Raw genomic sequence first — 22,608 nt, forward strand, 5'->3', positions numbered from 1 at the left:
GCCCGCTCCCACATTGGAATGCGTTCCCCTGTGGGAGCGGGCTTGCCCGCGAAGGCGCCCCCACAGCCACTACGCCACTGTTTCGCGGCCCTGTAGTTGACCCACCCCATATTTTGCGCCGGCCCGAAGCGCGTGACGAAGCTTCAGGGCCGGCCGTTCGACGCAGTAGTACGAAACGCCGCTGAGCAGCAACGACAAGGCCAGCACTGTTGCAACAACGGCCCCATCGTAGGCAACCGACCAGACAGCGTGCAGGAAGTACATCACCACATAGTGATTCAGGAACACGCCGTAGCTGATATTGCCGAGGAACTCGTCAATCCGGTGAAACCTGAGCTTTGTCAGCAGGTACACGGCGGGCACGCCCAGCGCTATGCCGGCGGTCACTTCGGCATTGAACGGTCGGCGCTCTATCCATCCCGCCATGATGGCCGCAAACATCAGGGCCGCCACCACGGCGGTGCCGGCAGCGATCGCCAAATCCTTCGACTGCGCTTTGTACAGGTAGCTGCCGCACAGGAACATGAACAGCACACCCGGCAATAGACGGTAGCCGTACAGGTCGGTGTTGATGAAACCCAGGCACGCGGCCATGAAGACGACGACGGATAGAGCAAACGCAACGCCCCGCGCCCTATAGATGATCAGGAAAGGGATCATCAGGTAGAAGCACATCTCAAGCCCCAAAGACCAGGCCGGAGGCAAGATCCACGATCCCGCCGCACCGAACATGTAGAAGCCGAGTGGCACGATAGCCAGGCTTGCGGCGATGTTGCGCAGCGTCAGCTCCGCGGCTTGAGGCGTGCCGGGCAGCAGGAAATAGATCACCGCACAGGAAACCACGAAGTAGAACAGGAATTGAGGATAGAGCCGCAGGGCGCGGTCCAGGTAGAACAGGCCGACTTTCTCCGGCGCCTTGTAATTGCGTTCGATCAGCGAGGTCATCACGAAACCGCTGATGATCAGGAAGGAAATCACGGCAATCACGCCGGGGTTTAGCCCCATGAACGTCTTGCCCATATGAGAAACGGCCACCAGAACGGCCAATAGCAGACGATAAGCTCCCACTTACACCCCAACATTCCTTGTCATTATGGCGCGTAAATTACGATGCTTTGCGCTGGGAGAACAGGCTTATTCGCCGTATCCGGACGTTCTTCATTCAGGGTTTGAAACCCTGGCCCAGCAACCAGCTGCGAACCATCCGCCCCTGCTCCACCGTCAGCCCGGCCAATACCTGATCCGCCGGCTCTCCCTGCCTTAACCTCTGCACCAACGCCGCCACTTCAACCCCATGCACATGCCAGATACCCAGCGGTTGATCCACCGTGATCACCACCTCGGCTTCATCGACCAGTCCATCACGCAACACCGGCGCCCGTTCAATCCTCAGCGCATTGAAATCCGCCTCGGCATGGGCCACCTCGGCATCCGGCCAGATCCGCCGTGCCTGCCAGAACGGCTGGTCCGGCCAGCGTTGCTCATCGGCATAAAAATCCCGGCCGATCCGCGCAAACCGCAAAAACAACTGCTCCACCCGCTGCTGGTGGAAACGCTGGGCCAGAGCCGCTCGTTCGGGTTTGCACAGCAGCGTGTTGATCACCGCGGGCGCCTGCAACGCCGAAGACAAGGACTGAAAGATGCCATTGCCTGACAGAGGATCGACGGCCATTGCCGCATCGCCGACCCGAATCCAGTTTTCGCCACACACCTGCGGGCTCAGAATCGCCGTGCTACTGCGGGCGTGCAGTTGCAGATCAGATTCCGCTTCGCCCGCAAAAAATGCGGCGGCCAACTTCGAACCCTGGCGCCGCTGTCGACAGTAATCGAGCAACATAGCCTTGCCCGGCAAGCCGGCACTGGCCACATCCACCGTCCATTGCCAGTAACACTGGCCGTCGGCGCGCCGCGCCATCCACGCCCAACCGTCCTCAAGGCTTTCCACTGCGCTGGTGGTGCTGCCCGGCGAACCCTGCCAGCGATTGAGCAAGCTGACGGTCTCGGGCCCACGCAAGCCTTTGCCGATAGCGGGGGCCTGTCGTCCTCGAGCCTCTACGAGAAACGGCGCGAGCAGTGGTTCGCGGCCGTCGATTTCGATTCGGTGGCCATTGGTCGATGACTGAACCGTCAGCACCCGGCCTTCGATCAACTCGACCCCCGCCAGGCGTAAATCCTCACGCAGGCCTCGGTCAAACACCGGACGGTCGAGCAAGTATTCGATGTTCTGCGCATGCTGCTGGCCATTCCAGTTCACCTGGCGTTGAGAAGGCAGCGCTGCTTGCGCCAACGCCTGGTGCAGGCCCGCGCCGCGCAAAGCCTCGAGAACCCGTACGGACACGCCTTCGAGCGCCGCAAACCGGCGCCATTCGCTGATCAGCGTGACGCCATGGCCCAGCCGCTTCAAACCCAGCGCGACCGCGGCCCCCGCCGGGCCGGCGCCCAGAATGACGATGTCGGTCATGGCCCGAAGCGCCGTTCAGGGCCACGGTAACGGGCATGCTCGCGCAACCACTCGATGACTTGCTCATTGCTGGCACCAGGCTGTTCGACGAGGAACCCGGCGATGTGTCCGCTCAAGGCGGCACAACCGAGGCTCGCCCCGGATTGCCCCGGGTACGTGCCATGCACACACGCGGCGAAATCCGCCTGGGCGCTGTTGAGCCACGACCATTCCTGCTCGGCGCACCGCGCATCGCCGGTCACCCGCAACACCTGCGGATAGTTCGCCGGAAACACCCCTTCCCCTTGGGCCGGGCTCGACGCACACAGCAGCACGCCCTGCGCCACCGCCGCCGCGCAGGCCGCGCGCAGCAGGCTGCGATCCTGGCGCAGGCCAAGGCTCAAATTGATCAATCGAACGTCCTGCGTCAGCAGCCAGTCAATCGCCGTGGCGATCTGCAAGGCGCTGGTGACACCCCGCTGGTCGAACACCTGAGCCACGCAAAACAGCGCCGAGGGTGCACGCCGGCCGATGGCCTCGATCACCGCACTGCCATGCCCCAGCGGGTCTTCGCGCAAGTCGCCCTCGGCCAAGCCGTCTTCGAGCAATGAAAAGCGCCGACCGGCGATCACTTGCACCCGTTGTGCCGCCGAGTGACCGCTGTCCACCACACCAATGCGCAACTCAGGTTTCATGCAGCACCGTTTTCGAGGTCAGTACGCCGTCGAGCAATTCGAAGCGCAGGTCGGCGTCGGCCAGGGTTGAAGGGCGATGGCTGATCAGGATGCGCGTACGCCCGGCAAACAGGCGGTCGATGGCGTCGATGACCTCGCGTTCGGTGGCTTCATCCACCGCGGAAGTGGCTTCATCGAGCACCAGGATCAGTGGGTCCTGCAACAGCGCCCGGGCAATCGCGATGCGTTGTTTCTGCCCGCCGGACAACTGCTGGCCCCGCTCGCCCAAGGGACTGTCGAGACCTTCGGGCAAGGACTCGATCAGGCTATCGAGTTGCGCCAGTCGCGCCACGTCGGCAATCGCCTCGCGGCTGGCGTCCGGTGCCGCGTAGGCCAGGTTGTCGGCGAGGCTGCCGCGAAACAGTACGATGTCCTGGCTGACGATGGCGATGCGCCGACGCAACTGGAACAGATCCAGTTCGCGCAGATCGACGTCGCCCAGCAGTACCCGGCCCGATTGCGGATCGTGATGACGTTGCAGCAGGTCGATCAGGGTGGACTTGCCCACGCCCGAGCCGCCGCTGAGGGCCACTTTCATACCGTAGGGAATCCGCGCCTCGATGCCGCGCAGGGTCGATTGGCGGCCGGGATGGGCGAAGTGCACGTTGTCGAACCAGAGATCGCCGCCAGTGGGCATTGCCCTTGGCGTGGCGGGCGTCAACACCGTCGGTTGTTCGCCGCGCAATTCCATGACCCGGCCGAGGCTGACAGTCATCCGCTGGATCGCGACGTAGAGCCCGAGCAGGCTTTGCACCGGCCCCACGGCCATGCCCAGGTAGGTGGAAAACGCAATCAGGGCGCCGAGCTGCCAGGTGCCCTGCACCACCCAGTAACCGCCAATCAGAAATGCGCAGGCCCGGGACAGCGAGGTCAGGGTACCGGGCACGGCCTGGGTGAAAAATTCGGTGACTTGCAGACGCAGCAACTGGCTCATGTAGCCCTGCCCCAGCGTCTCGAGGCGCCGCGCTTCGCGCTGTTGCTGGCCGGCGGACTGGATGAACTTCATCACCGGCAATGTCTCGACCATGAACGACGACATGTCCGCCGAACGCTCGCGCAACTGCCGCACATCGCGCTCGACCTTGCGCCGCATCCAGCGCAGCCAGAGCACGTCGAGGGGAATCAGCACCAGGGCCAACAGCGACAGTTTCCAGGACAAGGTCAGTAGCATCGCTACCGCGACCACCAGGCCGATCACGCTGGACACGGCCGAGAACAGCGAGTCCACGGCGAACCGCTGGATTTCCGCGACGTCACCATCGAGGCGCGACATCAGGTCGCCGATGCGCCGCTGGCCGTAAAAGCTCGGCGACAGGGTTTGCAAATGCCGGTACAGGTCATCGCGCAAGGCAAACAGCATGCGCCCGGACAGTCGCGTGTGCAGGTAGCGGTTGATGCCCGAAAGCGCCGTGCCCAGCAACCCGGCAACGATCATCAGCCCGGCGATCATTACCAGCATCGGGAAGTTGCGCGCCAACAGGCCATCGTCGATCAGCAGTTTGGTCAGCCACGGCTGCACCAGCACCAGCGCCGAGGCGCAGACCGACAAACCCAGCAGCCCGGCAATCGCCAGGCGATGGGGTCGCACGAAGCTGTACAGCCAACGCAATGCCGCTTGCAGAGCCTCGGGGTTCTGGCTGTCGATCAGCCGAACGATCAAGCGCTGCATCACGAACGCAACTGTTTGAGCTTGCGATAAAGCGTCGCGCGGCTGATACCCAGAGCGTCGGCGGCGGCCGAGACATTGCCCTGGTGCGTGTCCAGGGACTGACGGATCAGATCCAGTTCGTTTTCCCGGATGCTGCCGGCCTGGGGCCGTTCGCTGGTGGTCAACTCGTCGAGCATGCTGTCGGGCAAGTGGTCGAGGGTCAGCACGGTTTCGCCCGGTTCGCGCATGGCCAGCGCGGTGCGCAGGACCATCTCCAATTGGCGGATGTTGCCCGGCCACTGATAGCCGTTGAGCAAGCGATCGAGATCATCGTGCAGGACCACGGCGGGTGCGCCCAATGTCGTCAGCATGCGAGTGACGAGCGCGCCGAAATCCTCGCGTTCGCGCAGGGCCGGAAGCATCACGCTGATGCCATTGACCCGGTAGAACAGGTCCTCGCGAAAGTGTTTATCTTCCACCAGACGCTTGAGGTCGCGGTGGGTGGCGCAGATCAGCGCGACGTCGATGTCCTGCTCTTCGCCTGCCCCCAGGGGCGCGACCTTGCGATCCTGCAGCACCCGCAACAACCGGGCCTGCAAAGCCAAAGGCATGTCGCCGATTTCATCGAGGAACAAGGTGCCGCCGTGGGCCTGCTGCAAGCGCCCGACCATGCCGCCCCGGCGTGAACCGGTGAACGCGCCTTCGCGATAGCCGAACAGTTCGGACTCGATCAGGCCTTCGGGAATGGCCGCGCAGTTCACCGCCACGAAGGGTTTGTCGCAGCGCGCTCCGGCCATGTGCAGGGCGCGGGCGATCACCTCTTTACCGGTGCCGGTTTCGCCCAGTAACAGGACCGGCAGTTCATTGGCCAGGCCTTGACGGGCCATGCGCAAGGCACGGGCGTAGCGGGTATTGCTGCCGGCGAGCGCTTCCAGGTCCGGTTGCGCCTTGGGCGGTTTCGCGACTGTGCGCGGCGGGCTGCTGACGTTGATCGAGCGTTGCGGCGCGCGCAGGGTCTTGTAGAAGAATTCACCCTTGGCGGTTTGCAGGCTGCCGGCTCCACCCTGATGCAGACGCGCCAACAATTGCAGGCCGTCGACTCCGAGAAACTCTTCGCAGCGCCGACCGATCAGGGCCGAGCGCTCGGCGTGGAGCAACTGGCAGGCCTGGGCGCTGACCGCCAGGATCTGCCCGCCGAGGCTCACGGCCAGCAGGCCTTGCCACGGGGATTCCAGATATTGCCGGCGGCTGTGGAAGGCCAGGACGATTTCGTCCGGATAACTGGCGTTGAACACCCGGCTTTCGATCTGGCTGACCGCCATGGCCAGCAGCGCAGTGCTGTCGTGGGCGCGGCCGAGCGGGCCTTCGCGGGTCAGGTCGAGGACGCCAAGAATGTCGCCCTGGGGGCAATGGATCGGCACCGAAGTGCAGGAAAAATCACTGAGGCGATCCAGGTAATGTTCGCCGCAATCGATCAGGGTCGGCCGGGCTTCCACCAGTGCCGTGCCCAGGGCGTTGGTGCCGCGAACCGCTTCGCTCCAGCAGGTGCCGAGGGTGATGTCCTGCAGGCCGCTGCCCTTGAGACGGTCGGCGCGGCCTTCGACGGCGAGGATGGTGGCGTCGGAGTTAGCGAGGATGATCAGCCCTTCCTTGCCCTGACGCTCGGCCAGGTAATCGATGGCCGGCAACGCGGCGTCGATCAACAAGCGGTTGCTGGACAGCAACACGTCGAGGCTGGCACTCGATTCCAGCGCCAGCTCATGCTTGGCATTGAAATGCACGCCATGGCTGAGGCTGCGTCGCCACGAGGCATCGATTTCCGCACGCAGGACGCCATCCGGCACTTCGCCTTCCAGGTGCAACTTTTCCCGAGCCAGCCGAGCTTCGCGATGCAGTTTGGGGGAGTTTGTTTTTATTGGCGTCATCAAGCGCTCCGGGTCATCCACCCTGCGCCTTCATACGTCGGCGCCCTGGAGCAATCTTTACGTTAACGTCAGGGCTATGGCAAGTCCTGTGGCGAGGGGGCTTGCCCCCTCGCCACAACTCAGAGCTGCCACACCTCGGCATTCACAAAAAACGCCCGGGCATTATCCTCCAGGCTCTCCAGGTGATACCCGCCCTCCTGCACGATCAGACACGGCAACCCGAGGCTGCGAATGCGCTTACCGAGCAAGGCAAACCCTTCGCGAGTCACCGCCACTTTGCTCTGCGGGTCCAGCTCGAAAATATCGAAGCCCAGGGACAGCACCAGCACCTCGGCGCCGAAGTCCTTCACCGCCTTCAGCGCTACTTCCAATTGCCCGAGAAAAACCGCCTCGCTGGCGCCATGGGCCATCGGCAGGTTGAGGTTGAAACCCTCGCCCGCACCGACACCACGCTCTTCGGCAAAACCTGCGACCCCCGGATAGAAGTTGGTCGGATCGCCGTGCACCGACACGTAGAGCACGTCATCGCGGTCGTAGAAAATCTCCTGAATACCCTGACCGTGGTGCATGTCGGTATCCAGCACCGCTACCCGCGAAAAACCGGCGCGCAATACCTGCGCCGCCACCGCCGCGTTGTTCACATAACAGAAACCACCCGCCGCTTCGGCCCGGGCGTGGTGACCCGGTGGCCGGCACAGGGCATAGGCTGCCGGCTCGCCATCGAGCAAAGCCCGGGCACCGGCGATGGCGCTTTGCGCCGACCAGTAGGCCGAACGCCAGGTCTGCTCGCCCACCGGGCAACTGCCATCGGCCAGATAGCGCGCCGCTTGCGCGAGAATTCCGCGCAGGGCATTGGGTTCGCGGACAAAGATGTTCGACATCACCTCGTCGCCCCAATCCTCGGGAATCTCTTTCCAGCGCTGATGGGCTTCCTGCAAAAACCTCAGGTACGGTGCGCCGTGCACCGCCAGCAGCGGATCGAGCCCGGCATCGGCCGGTTGCTCAACGGCAAAACCCAACGCGTGAGACGCCTGCACCAGGCGCTGCGCACGCTCCGGCACTTCCTGCGGCGTGCGCATCTGGCCACGGGAATAGTAGCTGCGTGGGTGGTGAAGCAATTGTTCGGGGTGGAAAAAACTGCGCATGGAGTGAATACCTGTCAGTTAACGTAGATCCTGGAATCGAGCACGCCCAAATGTGGGAGCGGGCTTGCTCGCGAAGAGGGAGTGTCAGTCGACATCAATGTTGTTTGACACGACGCCTTCGCGAGCAAGCCCGCTCCCACATGGGAATTGTGTTTATTCAACGATTACTGCGCGGGCCAACACGGCATTGAGCAACACATCGGTGCCCTGGCGCACATCCTCGGGCAACACATCTTCAGCCTCGTTGTGGCTCAGGCCGCCCACGCACGGGATGAACACCATGGCCGTCGGGCAGTACCGCGCCAGGTGGATCGCATCATGTCCGGCGCCGCTGACAATCGATTGCTGAGCGTAGCCCAGGGCGTCCACGGCCTGTTGCACCGCCGCCACGCAGTCCACGTCGAACGGCGTCGCCGGGCTGATCCAGTGCGGGGTGATCGCCAGTTTCAAACCGCGAGCGTCGGCTATCGCCTGAAGCCGCGCACGGACCTGTTGTTCCATGGTCTCGATGGTTTCATCACGGTGATGACGCAGGTCGACGGTGAAGTTCACCAGCCCCGGAATGGTGTTGCGCGACGATTTGTTGATGCTCAATTCACCGACCGTGGTCAGGCCTTCGGGGGCGAAGTCCGCCGCCAGGCCTTCGATGGCCTGGATCATCTGCGCCACGCCGTACAAGGCGTCCTTGCGCAGCGGCATAGGCGTGGTGCCGGCGTGGGCCGCCATGCCTTCGACCCGTACGTCGAGCCAGCGAATCGCCTGGCCGCCGCTGACCACACCGATGCTCTTGGCGTTGTCCTCAAGGATTGGCCCTTGCTCGATGTGGGCTTCAAAGTACGCATCCACCGCGCCGCCGAACGGGCGCTCGCCGGCATAACCGGTACGTTGCAGTGCCTCGGCGACGCTGATCCCATCGATATCGCGCACCGCCAGCGCAGCGTCCAGATCCATGATCCCGGTGAACACCGCCGAGCCGAACATGGCCGGGGTGAAGCGTGCGCCTTCTTCGTTGGTCCACACCGCCACTTCCAGCGGCTTGCGGGTCTGGATGCCCAGATCGTTCAGGCAGCGCACCACTTCCAGGCCGGCGAGCACGCCGTACACGCCGTCGAAGCGCCCGCCTTCGGGCTGGGTGTCGAGGTGGCTGCCCATCATCACCGGCGCGGCATCAGGATCGGTGCCGGCGCGGCGGGCAAACAGGTTGCCGATGGCATCCACGCTCAGGGTCATGCCGGCTTCGCGGCACCAGTGGGCAAAGAGTTCCCGACCGGCCTTGTCCTCGTCGCTCAGGGCCAGGCGGCAGCTGCCGCCACGGGCGGTGGCGCCGATTTCGGCCATCGCCATCAGACTCGCCCAGAGGCGTTCGCCATTGATCTTCAACATGTGTTTCTCCAGGAAAATTCGGGGGTCAGGCCTTAGCCAGTTCCAGGCGTTCAGCGCTGGCATGGCGACGGGCAAGGGACAGGACACACAGCAGCGAAGTCGCGGCGATCAGGCTGTAGAACACCGCCATCGGCCACCACTGGCCGACGAACCTGTGTGCCAGCAGCGTGCCGATCAGTGGCGTCAGGCCACCGGCCACAGCGCCGCAAATCTGGTACGCCAGAGAGATCGCGGTGTAGCGCACACGGGTCTCGAACATGCCGCTGACGTAGCCGGCGATCACCGCGTAGAACGACGCCATGCACACCACCGCCAACGCAATGCCGAGGATGATCAGCGGCGCCTGGGCCGAACTGACCAGCACGAACATCGGGTACGGCGAAGCCATCGCCAGCAGCGACACCAGGCACAGGAAGCGGGTGGCGCCAATCTTCTCGGCGACCCAGGCCGCCAGCGGTTGGATGCAAAACTGGATGATCGCGACGACAAACAGACACTCAAGGATCAGTGAGCGCGGCAGTTCCAGTTGCTGAGTGGTGTAGGCGATCATGAAGGTGTTGGTGAAATACACCCCGGCGATCCCCAAGGTGTTGGCGCCGATGCACAGCAACAATGGACGCCACGCGGTGCGCAGCACTTCCATGACCGGCGCCTGCTCCTTGCGTTTGTTTTTGCTCGCCAATTCGCGGCTGGCAAGAAACTCCGGCGACTCATTGACCCCCAGGCGAATCGCCAGGCCCACCAGCAGCAACAGCGAACTGGCGAGGAACGGCAGGCGCCAGCCCCAGCTCATCAGGTCTTCTTCCGGCAGACGGGTGACGGCGCTGAAGGCCAGCAGCGACAGGATCAAACCCGCCGGGCTGCCCAGTTGCGCAAACGAGGCGAAGAAATTGCGCCGGCCTTTCGGCGCATGCTCGCCGGCCATCAGCACCGCCCCGCCCCACTCGCCACCCACGGCAATGCCCTGGACGATGCGCAACAGAATCAGCAGCACCGGGGCAGCGGCGCCGATTTGCGCGTAAGTCGGCAGCAAGCCGATGCACACCGTGACCACGCCCATCATCAACAAGGTGATGATCAGCGACTTCTTGCGGCCGATGCGGTCACCGATATGACCGAAGACAATCCCGCCCAACGGCCGCGCAAAGAAACCCACGGCGAAGGTGCCGAAAGCGGCCATGGTGCTGAACAGCTTGTCGTCCGAGGGGAAGAACAGCGCACCGAATACCAGCGCGGCGGCGGTGGCGTAGATGTAAAAGTCGTACCACTCGATCATGGTGCCAATGAAGGCAGCGGCGGCCGCACGGCGCGGCTGGGACGAAGCTTGAGGCTTCATGGGTCGGGCTCCTTTGGTTATTTTTCTGGCAGGAGAGAAACGGCAAATCCGCGGCGCTCTGGCGGCGCCGGTCTGGGGATGATTTTTCGTTCCCGGGCCATGATTAGTCAATTTTCTATTTATTATTCGAAGTATTACTTAAGCTTATAATTGAGGGCGACAGTCGAATGCGATGTGCAACGCACAGGCGTCGAGCAGAATGTAAACGGGGGGCTGCAATGTCAGTTACAGGTCGCGGCTCTTCTCGACAGGCAGCAATCGATCAAAAGCGAACCCTTATCGGCCTGGGGTCGCTTGGGACTCTTCAAAATGATGCCGCAATAATGGCATCTCTCGCTAATAGCTAACGTAGACAGGTTCTCGCCCATAAAACCCCTTCCGGCCAGCGCTATAAGTAGCAAGCTATTTGTTAATGAAAGTCTGAAGTATTCATTTGAACTTTCAGATTCTTTCAGCACGCAGCCTGTGCCTAACATCGACTCCACAGCGAACCAGCCTCTTGGCAGCCTGTCGCCGTCGAAGTGCATTTGCAGTAGGCCTTGGGATTTTTGAGGATCACCGATGAAGCTGGAAATTTTTCGCACGCTGTGGGGTTACACCGCCAGCAAGGCCCAGGCTCTCGAGGAGTTGCTGCAAGCGGGCTTTGATGGCATGGAAGCACGCCTGCCACTGGACGCCCGTGAACGGACCGAATTTGGCGCCTTTCTCCAGGCCAATCGCCTGGGCTATATCAGCACAGTCTTCACCGCGTATGACGTGCTGCCGGACCAGTCGGCGTCCCCCGCCATTCACCTCAATGACCTCGACCAGAAACTCGCCTGGGCCGCTGAACTCGGCCCACGCTTCGTCAACGTGCTGGCGGGCAATGACCGCTGGTCCTTGCCACAGCAAGTGGAGTTTTTCGGCCAGGCGCTGGATCTGGCGCGCAAGCACGGCCAGGTCTGCAGTTTCGAAACCCACCGTTCGCGTTCGCTGTTCAACCCCTGGGTGACCCTGGAGTTGATCCGGCAATTGCCCGATCTGTTGTTCACCAGTGACATCAGCCACTGGGTCGTGACCTGCGAGCGCCTGTTGAATGACCCGGCCGATGACCTGAGCGCTTTCATCGAGCGGGTTCACCATATCCAGGCCCGGGTCGGCTACGACCAGGGCCCGCAGGTTCCGCACCCGGCGGCTCCCGAATATGCAAGGGAACTGGCCTTCCACCAGCAGCACTGGGAAAGCATCTGGCGCTCGCAGCAAGCCCGCGGTTACCAGGTCAGCACCCTGACCCCGGAATTTGGCGCCGACGGCTACCTGCATCATTTGCCCTTCACCAATGTCCCGGTCGCCGACCTCTGGTCGTTGAACGTGTGGATGGGCCAGACCGAGCGCGAACACTTCGACCGTTTCAGCCACTCAAGCCATCCTTAGGGAGCCGATGCGTCATGCCTGACAATAAAAACAACAGCGCCAGCACTGACACACACAAAGCCAACTTCAACAGCATCCCGGTGGTCAATATCGCCGGTCTGTTCAGCGTTGAACTGGAACACCGCCTGGCCGTGGCCGAACAATTGGGGCGCGCCGCCAGCGAGGTCGGGTTCCTCTACATCACCCATCACGGTATCGACCCGCAACTGATCGCCAACCTGCGCCAGGCGGCCAAGGACTTTTTCGACCAGCCCTTCGACACCAAGATGCAGCACTACATCGGCACCTCCCAAACCCACAAGGGATTTGTGCCCGAAGGCGAAGAGGTCTATTCCAAGGGCAAGCCGGACCACAAGGAAGCCTTTGACGTCGGCTTCGAAGTCCCGGCCGATGACCCGCTGGTGCTGACCAACACGCCATTGCTGGGGCCCAATGACTGGCCGCAGCTGCAAGGTTTCAAGGCGTCGGTGCAGGCCTACTATGAAGCCATCTTCGCCTTGGGCCGGCGCCTGTTCGGTGGCTTCGCCCTGACCCTGGGCCTGGAAGAAAACTATTTCGACAGCCTGGTCACCCGTCCCCCGTCCAAGCTGCGCCTCATCCACTACCCCTTCGACGGTGCCGCCCATGACGCACCGGGTCTTGGAGCCCATACTGATTACGAGTGTTTCACCATCCTTTTGGCCGACAAACCAGGCCTTGAGGTGATGAACAACCTTGGCCAATGGATCGATGCACCACCGATTGCCGATGCCTTTGTGGTCAACATCGGCGACATGCTGGAAGTGATGACCGCAGGCGCATTCGTAGCCACCGCGCACCGGGTGCGCAGCGTGAAGGAGGAACGTTATTCCTTTCCGCTGTTTTATGCCTGCGACTATCACACCCAGATCAAACCGCTGCCCGGGTTCGCACAGGCAGGCAACGACTACGAAGAAATCACCATCGGCGAACACATGTATGGCCAGGCGCTGCAGACCTATCAGTATCTGCGCCAGAGGGTGGCCAACGGGGAAGTTCAACTGCCAGGCAAGGCACGCAAGCCCGCCAGTTTCGGACATTTGAAAAATCAGGCTCAACCGTCCTGATTGAAGTTTTCAGCTAACCCCCTACCTACGCCGGAGTCAGTACATCATGAAAAACAATAAGAAGAACCTTTTGAGCCTGGCTGTGTTGGCAGCCGGTATGTTCGGTGCCTCGGTGAGCATGGCCGCGGCAGACACGTTCAAGGTCGGCATGGAGATCACCTACCCTCCCTTTGAGTCCTATGACAAGGACAAAAACGTGGTGGGTTCGGACCCCGAACTGGCAACGGCACTGGCCAAGCACATGAACGCCAAGGTGGAGTTCGTCGACACCAAGTTCCCGAGCCTGATCCTGGGCTTGAACTCCGGCAAGTACGACGCAGTCATTTCCGGCATGTACATCACGCCAGAGCGCCAGACTCAGGCCCAGACCATCGCCTACGCCAACACCGGTGCCGCGGTCATGGTGCCCAAGGGCAGCGAGATCAATGCGAAGAAGCCTGAAGACCTGTGCGGCCTGAAACTGGGCCTGGAACAGGGCACCACCTGGGTCAAGGAATTCAAGAAGCTCTCCGACGACTACTGCGTGCCGAACAACAAAGGCGCCATCACCGTCAGCGAGTACCCTTCGGCCCCCGAAGTGACCCAGGCCTTGTTGTCCAGGAACATTCAGGCCCAGGTTGAAATCGCCGGCGCGGCAAAAATGATCGCGGAAAAGACCAACGGCCGGGTAGTGATCACCACCGAGCATCCGATTTATCAGCAAACCCTGGGCATCTTCGTCAAAAAAGGTAACGACGAAACCTTCCAGGCCGTGCAAAAGGCCTTCGAGGAGAGCAAAAAGAGCGGTGAATACGCCGCAATTCTCCAGAAATATGGCTTGGAAGAACCGACTGCCAATTAAGAACCTGTCCTTGTAGTCTGGTCATCTGCCTCCCCTGCACCGGGGCGGCAGATCGAGGTGCCCCATGCAATTCGATTGGTCATATTTCCTGTCCCTGTTCTCCCTGCCGGACTTCTGGAAGGCCTGCGTAACGGTGGTCCAGCTCAGCGCCCTGGCCTGGTTCATCGGCATGCTGCTGGGTTTTGTCCTGGCCACGGCCAAGCTGTCCCACACGCCCTTGCTGCGCATTCCCGCAGCGGTCTACATCTGGTTCTTCCGCAGCATTCCGTTGCTGGTGCTGGTGGTCTTCGTCTACAACCTGCCGCAACTGTTTCCCGGTAGCGGACCGATTCTGTCCAACCCCTTCTACTCGGGCCTGCTGGCCCTGGTGGTCACTGAAGCGGCGTACATGGCGGAAATCCATCGTGGTGGCCTGATCTCCGTGGCCAAAGGCCAGAAGGAAGCCGGGCGCGCGCTGGGTGTCGGCCTGTTCGGCATGCAACGCTTGATCGTGATCCCCCAGGCATTCCGTATTTCGCTGCCCACGCTGATCAATGAATACATCACGGTGGTCAAGCTGACATCACTGGTCTCGGTCATCTCCCTGACCGAAATCCTCACGGTCGGCCAACGCCTCTATGCCACCAACTTTCTGGTCATGGAAACCCTGGCGGCAGTAGGCGTCTATTACGTGTTGATCGTCACCGTGTTCGGTTTTTTCCTGCAGCGCCTGGAGCGCTACCTGGACCTGAACTTCCGCAAGCCTCACACACTCGACGCGGCCGCCATAGCCAACTTCAGGGCCAGCGCCGAAGCGTTGCCCGACACTGCGCGCAAAGCGGCAGGCAACAATGCGACGCCCATCCTGCAACTGAAGAACATCCAGAAAAGCTATGGCACCCACCAGGTGCTGATGGGCATCGACCTGAATGTCGAGTACGGCCAGGTGGTCTCGATCATCGGGCCATCCGGCTCCGGCAAGACGTCGCTGATCCGCACCGTCAACGGCCTGGAAACCATCGATACCGGCGACATTCTGTTGTTCGGCGAAAAATTCATCGAAGCGTCGGACAAACCCAACAGCACCCGCCTGCGCAAAGGCGTGCGGCACATCGGCATGGTGTTCCAGAACTTCAACCTGTTCCCGCACCGCACCATTCTCGACAACGTCACCCTGGCGCCCCGTTACCATGGCCAGCCGGGCGAGCTGAGTGAACATCGTGCCTATGCGCTACTGGACAAGGTCGGCCTGCTGGCCCATGCCCACAAGTACCCGCACCAGCTCTCCGGTGGGCAGCAACAGCGCGTGGCGATCGCTCGAGCCCTGGCGATGGAACCGCAGATCATGCTATTCGACGAGCCGACCTCGGCCCTCGACCCGGAACTGGTCAACGACGTGCTGAACGTGATCCGCGACCTGGCCAAAGAAGGCATGACCATGCTGATCGTGACCCACGAAATGGACTTTGCCATGTCGATATCCGACCGGGTCGTATTCATGGAGAACGGTAATATCCAACTGGATGCCGCACCTGAAACCATACGATGCGATGCCGAAGGAGAACGAGTGCGGCGCTTCATGGGCATCAGTGCTCGATCGCCAAGCCGGTCTGCAACGGTGGATCATGCATGAATAGGCAACCACTTTCTTTGAGCATTCTTATTTCAGGAAAACGCACATGAATCTGGGAATAGCAGGACGCTGGGCGCTGGTATGCGCCGCCAGCAAAGGTCTGGGCAAAGCCTGCGCACAGGCACTTGTCCATGAAGGCGTGAACGTGGTGATCACCGCACGCGGCGAGCACACGCTCAATGAAACAGCCCGTGAGCTCAGAGCGCTAAATCCTGAAGTAACGGTCATCGCCGTAGCCGGAGACATTTCGACGGCCGAGGGTCGGGCGGCAGCGCTCATGGCCCACGAGCATTTCGATATCTTGATCAACAACGCTGGAGGCCCTCCCCCCGGGGATTTTCGCGAATGGAATCGCGACGCCTGGCTCAAGGCGCTGGATGCCAACATGCTGACGCCTATCGAGTTGATCAAGGCCACGGTAGACGGTATGGCGACACGTGGATTTGGTCGAATCATCAACATCACGTCGAGTGCCGTGAAGTCCCCTATCGAAAGCCTGGGCCTGTCCAACGGCGCGCGCAGTGGTCTGACGGGTTTTATCGCAGGGCTTGCCCGGCAAGAAAACATCGCCAGTCGCAATGTGACGATCAACAACCTGCAACCAGGCTCATTCGACACCGATCGACTGCGTGACAACCTGGTCGCTGCTGCCCAGGAGACGGGGCAGGACAGCGAGGAATTCCTTGGCCAATGCCGTAGCGAAATTCCTGCCAAACGCTTCGGCTCACCCGAAGAGTTCGGTGCGCTGTGTGCCTTCGTTTGCAGCAACCATGCGGGCTACCTGACCGGGCAGAATCTGTTGATTGATGGAGGGGCCGTTCGCTCCAGCCAATAATGGGCAAGGGCTATGCAGGTGTACCCGGGCAATCAGGCTTGAGTTCGCGGCCTCGCCCGGGTGAGCATTGCTGATCAGGGTTTACGCGCAATGATCACCTGACTTTTCGCCACCACGGCATCCAGCGCCTGCTTGATCTGTGCGCCCCGTGGCGAAGCCAGGATCGCCTGCCAGGTATCCGCCCAGTGGTTGAGCAACGGATGGTCCGGGTTGCTGAAGTCGACCTTGGCTTCCCAGAACAACAGCATCCACATCGACCAGTAGAACCCGTACTGGCTGTGGCTGATCACTTCCAGGCCGGCATCGCTGACCATGGCCTTGAACTGCTCTTCGCTGATGATGCGGATGTGGTTGGGCTTCTGGAAATACTCGGCCGCCGCGATATCTTTCTGCAGGTCTTCGGAGCTGGGGTGCGGGACGCTCAGCAGATACAAGGCGCCCGGTTTACCGACACGCACCAGCTCAGCGAGGAACTGCGCCGGATCGTCCACGTGCTCGATAACCTCGGTCGACACCACCCGCGTGGCGGTCGCATCGGCAATCGGCAGCGGGTTGCAGTCGGTGACATGGCATTCGACGTCGCGGGCCGGTGTATCGCTCAGGCGCAGGCGGGTCGCTTCGACCTTGGCCGCGTCGATATCGGCGATGATGATCTTCGCCCCGCGCATCCCGCAGAAATGCACGTTGCCGCCGTCGCCGCAGCCAACATCCAGCAGTGTGTCCTCGGGGGTCACCGGGAATCCGCTGAACAGTTCGCCGGTCTGCTGATTGAACCAGCCGCTGAGCATCGCATCGTGCAGGCCGAGCATGTAAGGGTCGACTTTCTCCGCCACTGGCGCCGCGGGCGGTGTCTCTGGCTGCACAGGCGCGGGCGTGCCCGCCGTGAGTTTCTTCAAAAGGCTCAGCATGAGGTGGCTCCAGAGGATGTGACGGCTGTTCGGGAAGTGCCCAGGCGCTTGACCAGCGAGGCGCCGCGGTTGCGCATGGGCATTTCGATGACGCGATAGTTGAGTTCGCTCAGCAGCACGATCAGGCCGCCAGCCATCAGCAACATCAAGATCGGATGGCCAGCCGGACTGGGCAGCCCGGCAGCCTGCAAACGGAAAATGAATTCACGAACCAGCAAGTAGGCCGGGATATGGATCAAGTAAATCCCGTAGGAACGGCTGCCGACCCACGTCATCAGGTTTTTGAACACGCCGCCCGGCAACAGGTAATCGCGGTTGTAAGAAGCGATCCAGACCAGCAGCGCGCACAGCACTGCAATCACGCCGATCCGGTAAGAGGTGAAGGTGAAACGATCCGTTGCCAGGAAGCTGAGCAGCAACGACAGCGCGATCAATGCGGCAACGCCCGCCCATGGACGACGCAAGAATTTTGGCTCCCAGCGCAGGTACGACGGTTGTGTACTCCACATCGCCAACAGCACGCCAAGGGCCAGCGCATCGGTGCGCACTACCATCAGGATCGGCGTGCGCAAGGTGAACAATTGCACCGCAACCAGCGCCAGCAACGCCCACACCAGGTGCTTGCGAAACAGCACGATCATCAGCGGAAACAGCAGGTAGAACTGCTCTTCCAGCGACAGGCTCCAGTACACGAAACTGGTACCGTACTCGTAGTGATAAAAACTGTCGGCAAAGCGGAAATTGGCGTATTGGGCGATGCCGGCCAGGGTCGCCTGAATGTTCGCGTGCAGGGTGCCGAACGCGCCGGAGCGGTTGAGAAAAAGGCACGCCAGCAACATCAGCGCCAGCCATAACCAGGCTGAAGGGAGCAATCGAAAGGCCCGTCTCAACCAGAAATTACGCGTCTGTTGCCAATATTCCTGACGCGATGTGCAATGGCGCAAGGCCGGGATCAGGCTGCGGGCAATGACGAAGCCCGAGATCGCGAAAAACAGATCCACGCCCCACCACGGCTGACCGTACAGCGTGATGGCCTGCAACAACGGCACGGCCGCCGCGAACAGGCTGTCCTGCAGGTGATGAAACAGCACGCCGAGCACCGCAATGCCGCGCAACAACTCGATGTCCATGATCCGTTTTTCGTTGCTCATGCGCCCTCCTGGACATGAGGTTTGCGAGCAATGATCACCTGGCTCTTGGGCATGAACTGATCCAGCATCTGCTTGATCGCCAACCCGTCGGGCTGGGCCAGCAAGTCCTGCCAGGTTTTCGCCCAGCTCTCCATCAGCGGCGGATACGGCGCCTGAATCCGGTCGCGAACCGCGCCACCCAATTCACGCCCGGCAGCCCGCTCGCTGGCCCAGAAAAAAATCATGCCCATGACCCAGAAAAAACCGGACGCCTGGCGATGCTCGATGACCAGGCCCGCGTCTTCCACCAGCGCGGCGAATCGCTCGGGGCTGAAAATCTGTACGTGATTGGGCGATTGGAAATAGCTGGCCGGAGCGATGCCCTTCTGCAAATGTTCGCCCACCGGGGACGGTACGCTCAGCAGGTACAGCGCGCCGGGGCGCCCCATGCGCACCAGTTCGGCCATGAAGGGTTCTGGCTGATCGATGTGTTCCAGTACTTCCATGCACACGACTTTGCTGGCGCAGCCCTCGGCCAATGGCAGCGGCAAACTGTTGCTGACCAACCCCAGGCTCGGCTTGTCTGATTGCGCCGCCACTTGTCGGGCAAGCTCGCGGACCTTGTCGTGTTCACTGTCGGTGAAAATCACCGAAGCACCCTGGCGGACCGCGAACAAAGTCGCCACGCCTTCACCGCAGCCAACATCCAGCAAGGTGTCGTCGGCGGTGATGGCAAACCCCTTGAGCAATTCACCGCTGTCGCCGAGAAACCAGCCGTCGAGCAGGGCATCGTACAAACCGATGTCCCTGGGCGAGACCCGCGTTTCTGGTGGGGCGACCGCTACCGGTGCGGGTCGCAACTTCGCAAGCAGGCGCCGAATCATGTGCCCGACGCTTGTGCGCAGTTTGCTTCACGCCGTTGCAGCAACTGCTCGAACACCGCCTTCAGGCGCTGTTCGGCAACGGCCTGGCTGCAGAACCCCTGCAGGCTGCGCACGGCATGGGCCGACATTCGCTGATAGCGCTCGACGTCCTGCCTGGCGACGTCATGGCTGGCGGAAAATGCCGTACACAGTGAGTCCCAATCCGTGACGTAACGCAGGGTACGATACGCGGCGCGAGGATCGTGGGGCCAGGATGTCAGTTCGTCGGTGCCTTCGACGATAAACGCGTTGTCACGGTCGATGTAGTCGGCCATGGCGGTGTTCAGCGGCGCAATGGCCGGCTTGCCGCAGGACATGAACTCCATCAACGGCAGGCATTGCCCTTCGCCGTAGGAGCAGTTGACGACGTAACTGGTGGCCTCGACCAGGCGCTCGTAGTCGATGTCGGACAGAAAGCCGTGGACCAGCACGATGCGGCACTGGTAGGACTGATTCTTGTAGACGTGGTGCAGCATGTCGTTCAAAGCGTTGGCGATGTCATGGTGCGTGAGCTTGAGCACCAGGGTCGCGTCGGGCGTGTCGCGAAAGGCAGTGCAGAACGCACTGATCATGTCCTTCCAGTTCTTGCGTCCGTCGTAGGGATTGAACACCGAGGTGTAGACCACGCCCTCGAGCAGCAGCTCACAGTCACGCGGCGGTTGGTCGAAGGCGATCGGCGTGCCCTCGCGCAAGCGTTCGGGGCCGTAGGGACGCAAGTCCGTGGTGCGACTGTCGATCAATAGCCCGCGCAGGTTCAGGCGCGTGGGGCCCACGACCGGACGCTTGTCCAGAAGCTCGCCACGGGCGGCAAAACGGTCCCAGACAGGTGCTGCGATAGCACTGATCGGGTAATCGGGGCCCATCACATCGCGTACGGCATTCACGGTAAAACTGGAGTGGGTGATCGCCGTCCCGCAGGAGCCCAACACCGTCCGCCAGTCATGCCGTGGTTCGCCCTGCCAGCTCTCGGTGGGAATGGTGCTGAACTCCCAGGCGAACACCGGAATCGTCGGGCACGCGTAGTGGACCGGCGTGCGATGCGGCGGGGAGAAGGACAGGAACACGCAGTCTTCGCCCCGGCTCAGGCAATCGAAATACAGCCGATCGACCAGCTCGTCCGGGTTGCTGACCTCGATCACCTGCCCCAGCCGTTCGAGCACCGGGCGGAATTCCTTGAGGACGAAGTAATAGCTGTACTCGGGCCGCCCAAGATTCTGCTGGATGTTGCTCTTGTTGGTTTCCGAATGAATGATGATCAGCACGATGCAGCCCCCGTTTCGGCAACCACCGGCACGACGTCACGGGCAGGTTCCTGTTTGAAGAACAGCGCCAGCCGTTGCTGCACCGGCGCGAAGCTGCAGTACTGGCGCATGCGTTCGCTGGCCGCGTCCGCCATGGCCTGCCAGGCGTCCGGCTGATTCTTTGCCATCGCGTAGCTGTTCTCATAAGCCGTTTTCAACGAGCCCCAGTCCGGACGGTGGCGCAATGTGCGGTACAGGATGCGCGCATCTTCCGGCCAGATCGTCGGCTCCTGGCTGGACTTGACGACGAAAGCCACACGCTCGTCGATGTAGTCGCGCATCGCCGTGTGGTTCGGGGCGATGACAGGCCGGGCGCAGGACATGAACTCCATCAGCGGCAGGCACAAGCCTTCGCAACGTGAAGCGTTGACGTAGTAACTCGCCGCACCATAAAGCCGGGCGAACTGCTCGTCCTGCAGATAACCGTGCATGACCACCACGCGACAGGCGAAGGGCGAGAGCTGGGACAGCAAGGTCATGAGCTCGACGTAATAGGTCGACAGGTCGTTCTGGGTCATCTTCAACACGAGCGTGGCGTCTTGCACATCACGCAGCGCCCAGCAGAACGCCGTGATCAGGTGATGCCAGTTCTTGCGCCCGTCATCGGGATTGAACACGCTCACGTAGATAACGCCATCGACCTCGATTTCCACCGTTTGACTGGTGTCGGGGAAAGCCGCTTGTGGATGCTCGTCCTGCGCGCAAGTCGCGCTGATGACGGGTTCATCCGGCGCGGGAGCTTCGCTGACCGCAGGTTCGATCGGCAACGGTTGAGGCGTGCGAAACCTGGCCAGCCACGGCCGAACGGCATCCGGCACCAGATCGCGAACAGCTTCGCGATACCACAACAGCAGGTAGTGTTTAAGCAGGAACAGCGACGAGTGCTCGCTGTCTGCCGACAGGGCTCGACAGGCTTCGCGCAGGTAATGTTTGGTGATGAAAAGGCGCCGCCGCAGGGTCAACGGTGGCGGTGGCGCTGATTCAGGTTCTGGTTCCGGCTCTGGTTCCTGCTCGACGATTTCCTCTGGTGCTTGCTCGATGATCGGCGCGATCAAACCATCGGCGGACAACCCCATCGAGCGGCTGTCCAGGATGCAACCCTTGATCTGCAACGTGGCACCCGCGTTCACCGGCGTACCGGGATATTGCTGGCGGATGCCGGCGAAGCGTTCCCACAAAGGCGTCGGCAGCACCAGCACCGGGAAGTCGTCGCCCAGGGTCCGGCGGATGGCTTCGGCGGTGTGGGTGGACAAGGTGATCACTCGCCCCAGGCGCGCCAGTGTCTGGCTCCAGTCCTGACGCGGATCGTTGTCCCAGTGCTCGGCGGGAATGCTGTCGAACTCCCAGGCCACCACGCACACCATCGGGCATTGCAAGTCGGTGGGGGTCTTGTGCGGTGGCGCGAACGAAATGAACAGGCAGTCCTGACCGGCCTGCTGCAACTGCCGATACAGCGGGTCGACCTCGGCGGCCGATGACACCACATGCACCGGCCCGAGGCTTTCGAACAACGGTCGGTACGCCTTGAGCACGAAGTAGTAACTGTATTCTGGACGGCCGAGACTCCGGCTGATGGAGCTGTCGTTGACGTCGGAGTAAAGAATAAAATTCATGGCATCCCACGGTGACGCCGCCATCCCGGCAGCCTCACGCTATGACGGGGAGGATACGGTTCGAGTCCGTGTTTACTGGCGCTCGTCCATCGTCTTCCTGCCCGTCTTCGTTCTTGTTTTAGTGGTCAGTTTCTCGCAGTTTCGAAGCGACGCTGCCGAACCCCGGGTAATCGTGACGAGGGGCATTCTAACCACATCCGTTGAGGATTCGTGAACCGCCCGACGAGAATAAATCAGGCTACGCAGACGAGAACTGATCAGTCACGGTTGGACCTGTTGAAATTGCCGAGCAAATGGCACAGATTGGCTACCAAACAACTACAACAAAACATTTCA

At 61.6% G+C, this 22,608-nt stretch carries 18 protein-coding genes; 5 read left to right on the forward strand and 13 right to left on the reverse strand.

The annotated features are described in order from the left end of the window. Positions 1-69 precede the first annotated feature (69 nt). The 8 genes from PspS34_RS19515 to PspS34_RS19550 form a co-directional block, all read right to left on the reverse strand. Positions 70-1,068, reverse strand: a complete 999-nt coding sequence (locus PspS34_RS19515) for an acyltransferase (protein ID WP_154947843.1) — start codon at positions 1,066-1,068, stop codon at positions 70-72. A gap of 94 nt (positions 1,069-1,162) precedes the next feature. Further along, positions 1,163-2,461, reverse strand: coding sequence for a lycopene cyclase family protein (locus PspS34_RS19520; protein WP_154947842.1), 1,299 nt, complete (start codon positions 2,459-2,461; stop codon positions 1,163-1,165). Next, entirely contained in the window at positions 2,458-3,135 is a 678-nt protein-coding gene (locus PspS34_RS19525; RefSeq protein ID WP_154861497.1) for a S8 family serine peptidase, read from the reverse strand. Before PspS34_RS19525 ends, PspS34_RS19520 begins: the two co-directional genes overlap by 4 nt. Continuing rightward, positions 3,125-4,843 carry an ABC transporter ATP-binding protein gene (locus tag PspS34_RS19530; protein WP_057713918.1) on the reverse strand — a complete coding sequence of 573 codons (1,719 nt, stop codon included), beginning with the start codon at positions 4,841-4,843 and terminating at the stop codon, positions 3,125-3,127. The genes PspS34_RS19525 and PspS34_RS19530 overlap by 11 nt, the downstream gene beginning before the upstream one ends. Beyond that, positions 4,843-6,747 carry a sigma-54-dependent Fis family transcriptional regulator gene (locus PspS34_RS19535; RefSeq protein ID WP_154947841.1) on the reverse strand — a complete coding sequence of 635 codons (1,905 nt, stop codon included), beginning with the start codon at positions 6,745-6,747 and terminating at the stop codon, positions 4,843-4,845. Before PspS34_RS19535 ends, PspS34_RS19530 begins: the two co-directional genes overlap by 1 nt. Before the next feature lie 119 nt (positions 6,748-6,866). Continuing rightward, complete coding sequence (locus tag PspS34_RS19540; RefSeq protein ID WP_159390281.1) at positions 6,867-7,892, reverse strand: histone deacetylase family protein; 1,026 nt, start codon at positions 7,890-7,892, stop codon at positions 6,867-6,869. A gap of 153 nt (positions 7,893-8,045) precedes the next feature. Then, positions 8,046-9,275, reverse strand: coding sequence for a Zn-dependent hydrolase (locus PspS34_RS19545; RefSeq protein ID WP_154861501.1), 1,230 nt, complete (start codon positions 9,273-9,275; stop codon positions 8,046-8,048). A 25-nt stretch (positions 9,276-9,300) separates the two neighbouring features. Continuing rightward, entirely contained in the window at positions 9,301-10,611 is a 1,311-nt protein-coding gene (locus PspS34_RS19550) for an MFS transporter (RefSeq protein WP_057713914.1), read from the reverse strand. A 561-nt stretch (positions 10,612-11,172) separates the two neighbouring features. Between PspS34_RS19550 and PspS34_RS19555 the strand changes: the two genes are divergently transcribed. The 5 genes from PspS34_RS19555 to PspS34_RS19575 all read left to right on the forward strand — a co-directional run bounded on the left by PspS34_RS19555 (position 11,173) and on the right by PspS34_RS19575 (position 16,397). Further along, complete coding sequence (locus tag PspS34_RS19555; protein ID WP_154908859.1) at positions 11,173-12,024, forward strand: TIM barrel protein; 852 nt, start codon at positions 11,173-11,175, stop codon at positions 12,022-12,024. A gap of 14 nt (positions 12,025-12,038) precedes the next feature. Beyond that, positions 12,039-13,109 (forward strand): 2-oxoglutarate and iron-dependent oxygenase domain-containing protein, encoded by a 1,071-nt coding sequence (locus PspS34_RS19560; RefSeq protein WP_154947765.1) that lies wholly within the window; start codon positions 12,039-12,041, stop codon positions 13,107-13,109. Positions 13,110-13,155: 46 nt separating this feature from the next. Then, complete coding sequence (locus tag PspS34_RS19565; RefSeq protein WP_057713911.1) at positions 13,156-13,950, forward strand: ABC transporter substrate-binding protein; 795 nt, start codon at positions 13,156-13,158, stop codon at positions 13,948-13,950. Between the two features lie 64 nt (positions 13,951-14,014). Continuing rightward, positions 14,015-15,562: an amino acid ABC transporter permease/ATP-binding protein gene (locus PspS34_RS19570; protein WP_150814934.1), complete on the forward strand. Its 1,548-nt coding sequence runs from the start codon at positions 14,015-14,017 to the stop codon at positions 15,560-15,562. A 46-nt stretch (positions 15,563-15,608) separates the two neighbouring features. Continuing rightward, a complete protein-coding gene (locus PspS34_RS19575; RefSeq protein WP_150814933.1) occupies positions 15,609-16,397 on the forward strand; it encodes an SDR family oxidoreductase in 789 nt (262 codons plus the stop codon). A gap of 74 nt (positions 16,398-16,471) precedes the next feature. On the opposite strand, the gene PspS34_RS19580 is transcribed toward PspS34_RS19575, so the two are convergent. The 5 genes from PspS34_RS19580 to PspS34_RS19600 are packed head-to-tail and all read right to left on the reverse strand — an operon-like array spanning position 16,472 to position 22,272. Next, the gene (locus tag PspS34_RS19580; protein ID WP_057713908.1) at positions 16,472-17,305 is read right to left on the reverse strand and encodes a class I SAM-dependent methyltransferase; all 834 of its coding nucleotides are present in this window, start codon (positions 17,303-17,305) and stop codon (positions 16,472-16,474) included. After that, entirely contained in the window at positions 17,299-18,456 is a 1,158-nt protein-coding gene (locus PspS34_RS19585) for an acyltransferase (RefSeq protein WP_154947766.1), read from the reverse strand. Before PspS34_RS19585 ends, PspS34_RS19580 begins: the two co-directional genes overlap by 7 nt. After that, positions 18,453-19,319, reverse strand: a complete 867-nt coding sequence (locus tag PspS34_RS19590; RefSeq protein ID WP_150814931.1) for a class I SAM-dependent methyltransferase — start codon at positions 19,317-19,319, stop codon at positions 18,453-18,455. The genes PspS34_RS19585 and PspS34_RS19590 overlap by 4 nt, the downstream gene beginning before the upstream one ends. Further along, the gene (locus PspS34_RS19595; RefSeq protein ID WP_150814930.1) at positions 19,316-20,620 is read right to left on the reverse strand and encodes a glycosyltransferase; all 1,305 of its coding nucleotides are present in this window, start codon (positions 20,618-20,620) and stop codon (positions 19,316-19,318) included. The genes PspS34_RS19590 and PspS34_RS19595 overlap by 4 nt, the downstream gene beginning before the upstream one ends. Next, on the reverse strand, positions 20,614-22,272 hold the full coding sequence (locus PspS34_RS19600; RefSeq protein ID WP_154947767.1) for a glycosyltransferase: 1,659 nt from the start codon (positions 22,270-22,272) through the stop codon (positions 20,614-20,616). The genes PspS34_RS19595 and PspS34_RS19600 overlap by 7 nt, the downstream gene beginning before the upstream one ends. Between the last annotated feature and the right edge of the window lie 336 nt (positions 22,273-22,608).

This window comes from Pseudomonas sp. S34 (genome assembly GCF_009866745.1).
Lineage (GTDB): Bacteria > Pseudomonadota > Gammaproteobacteria > Pseudomonadales > Pseudomonadaceae > Aquipseudomonas > Aquipseudomonas jessenii.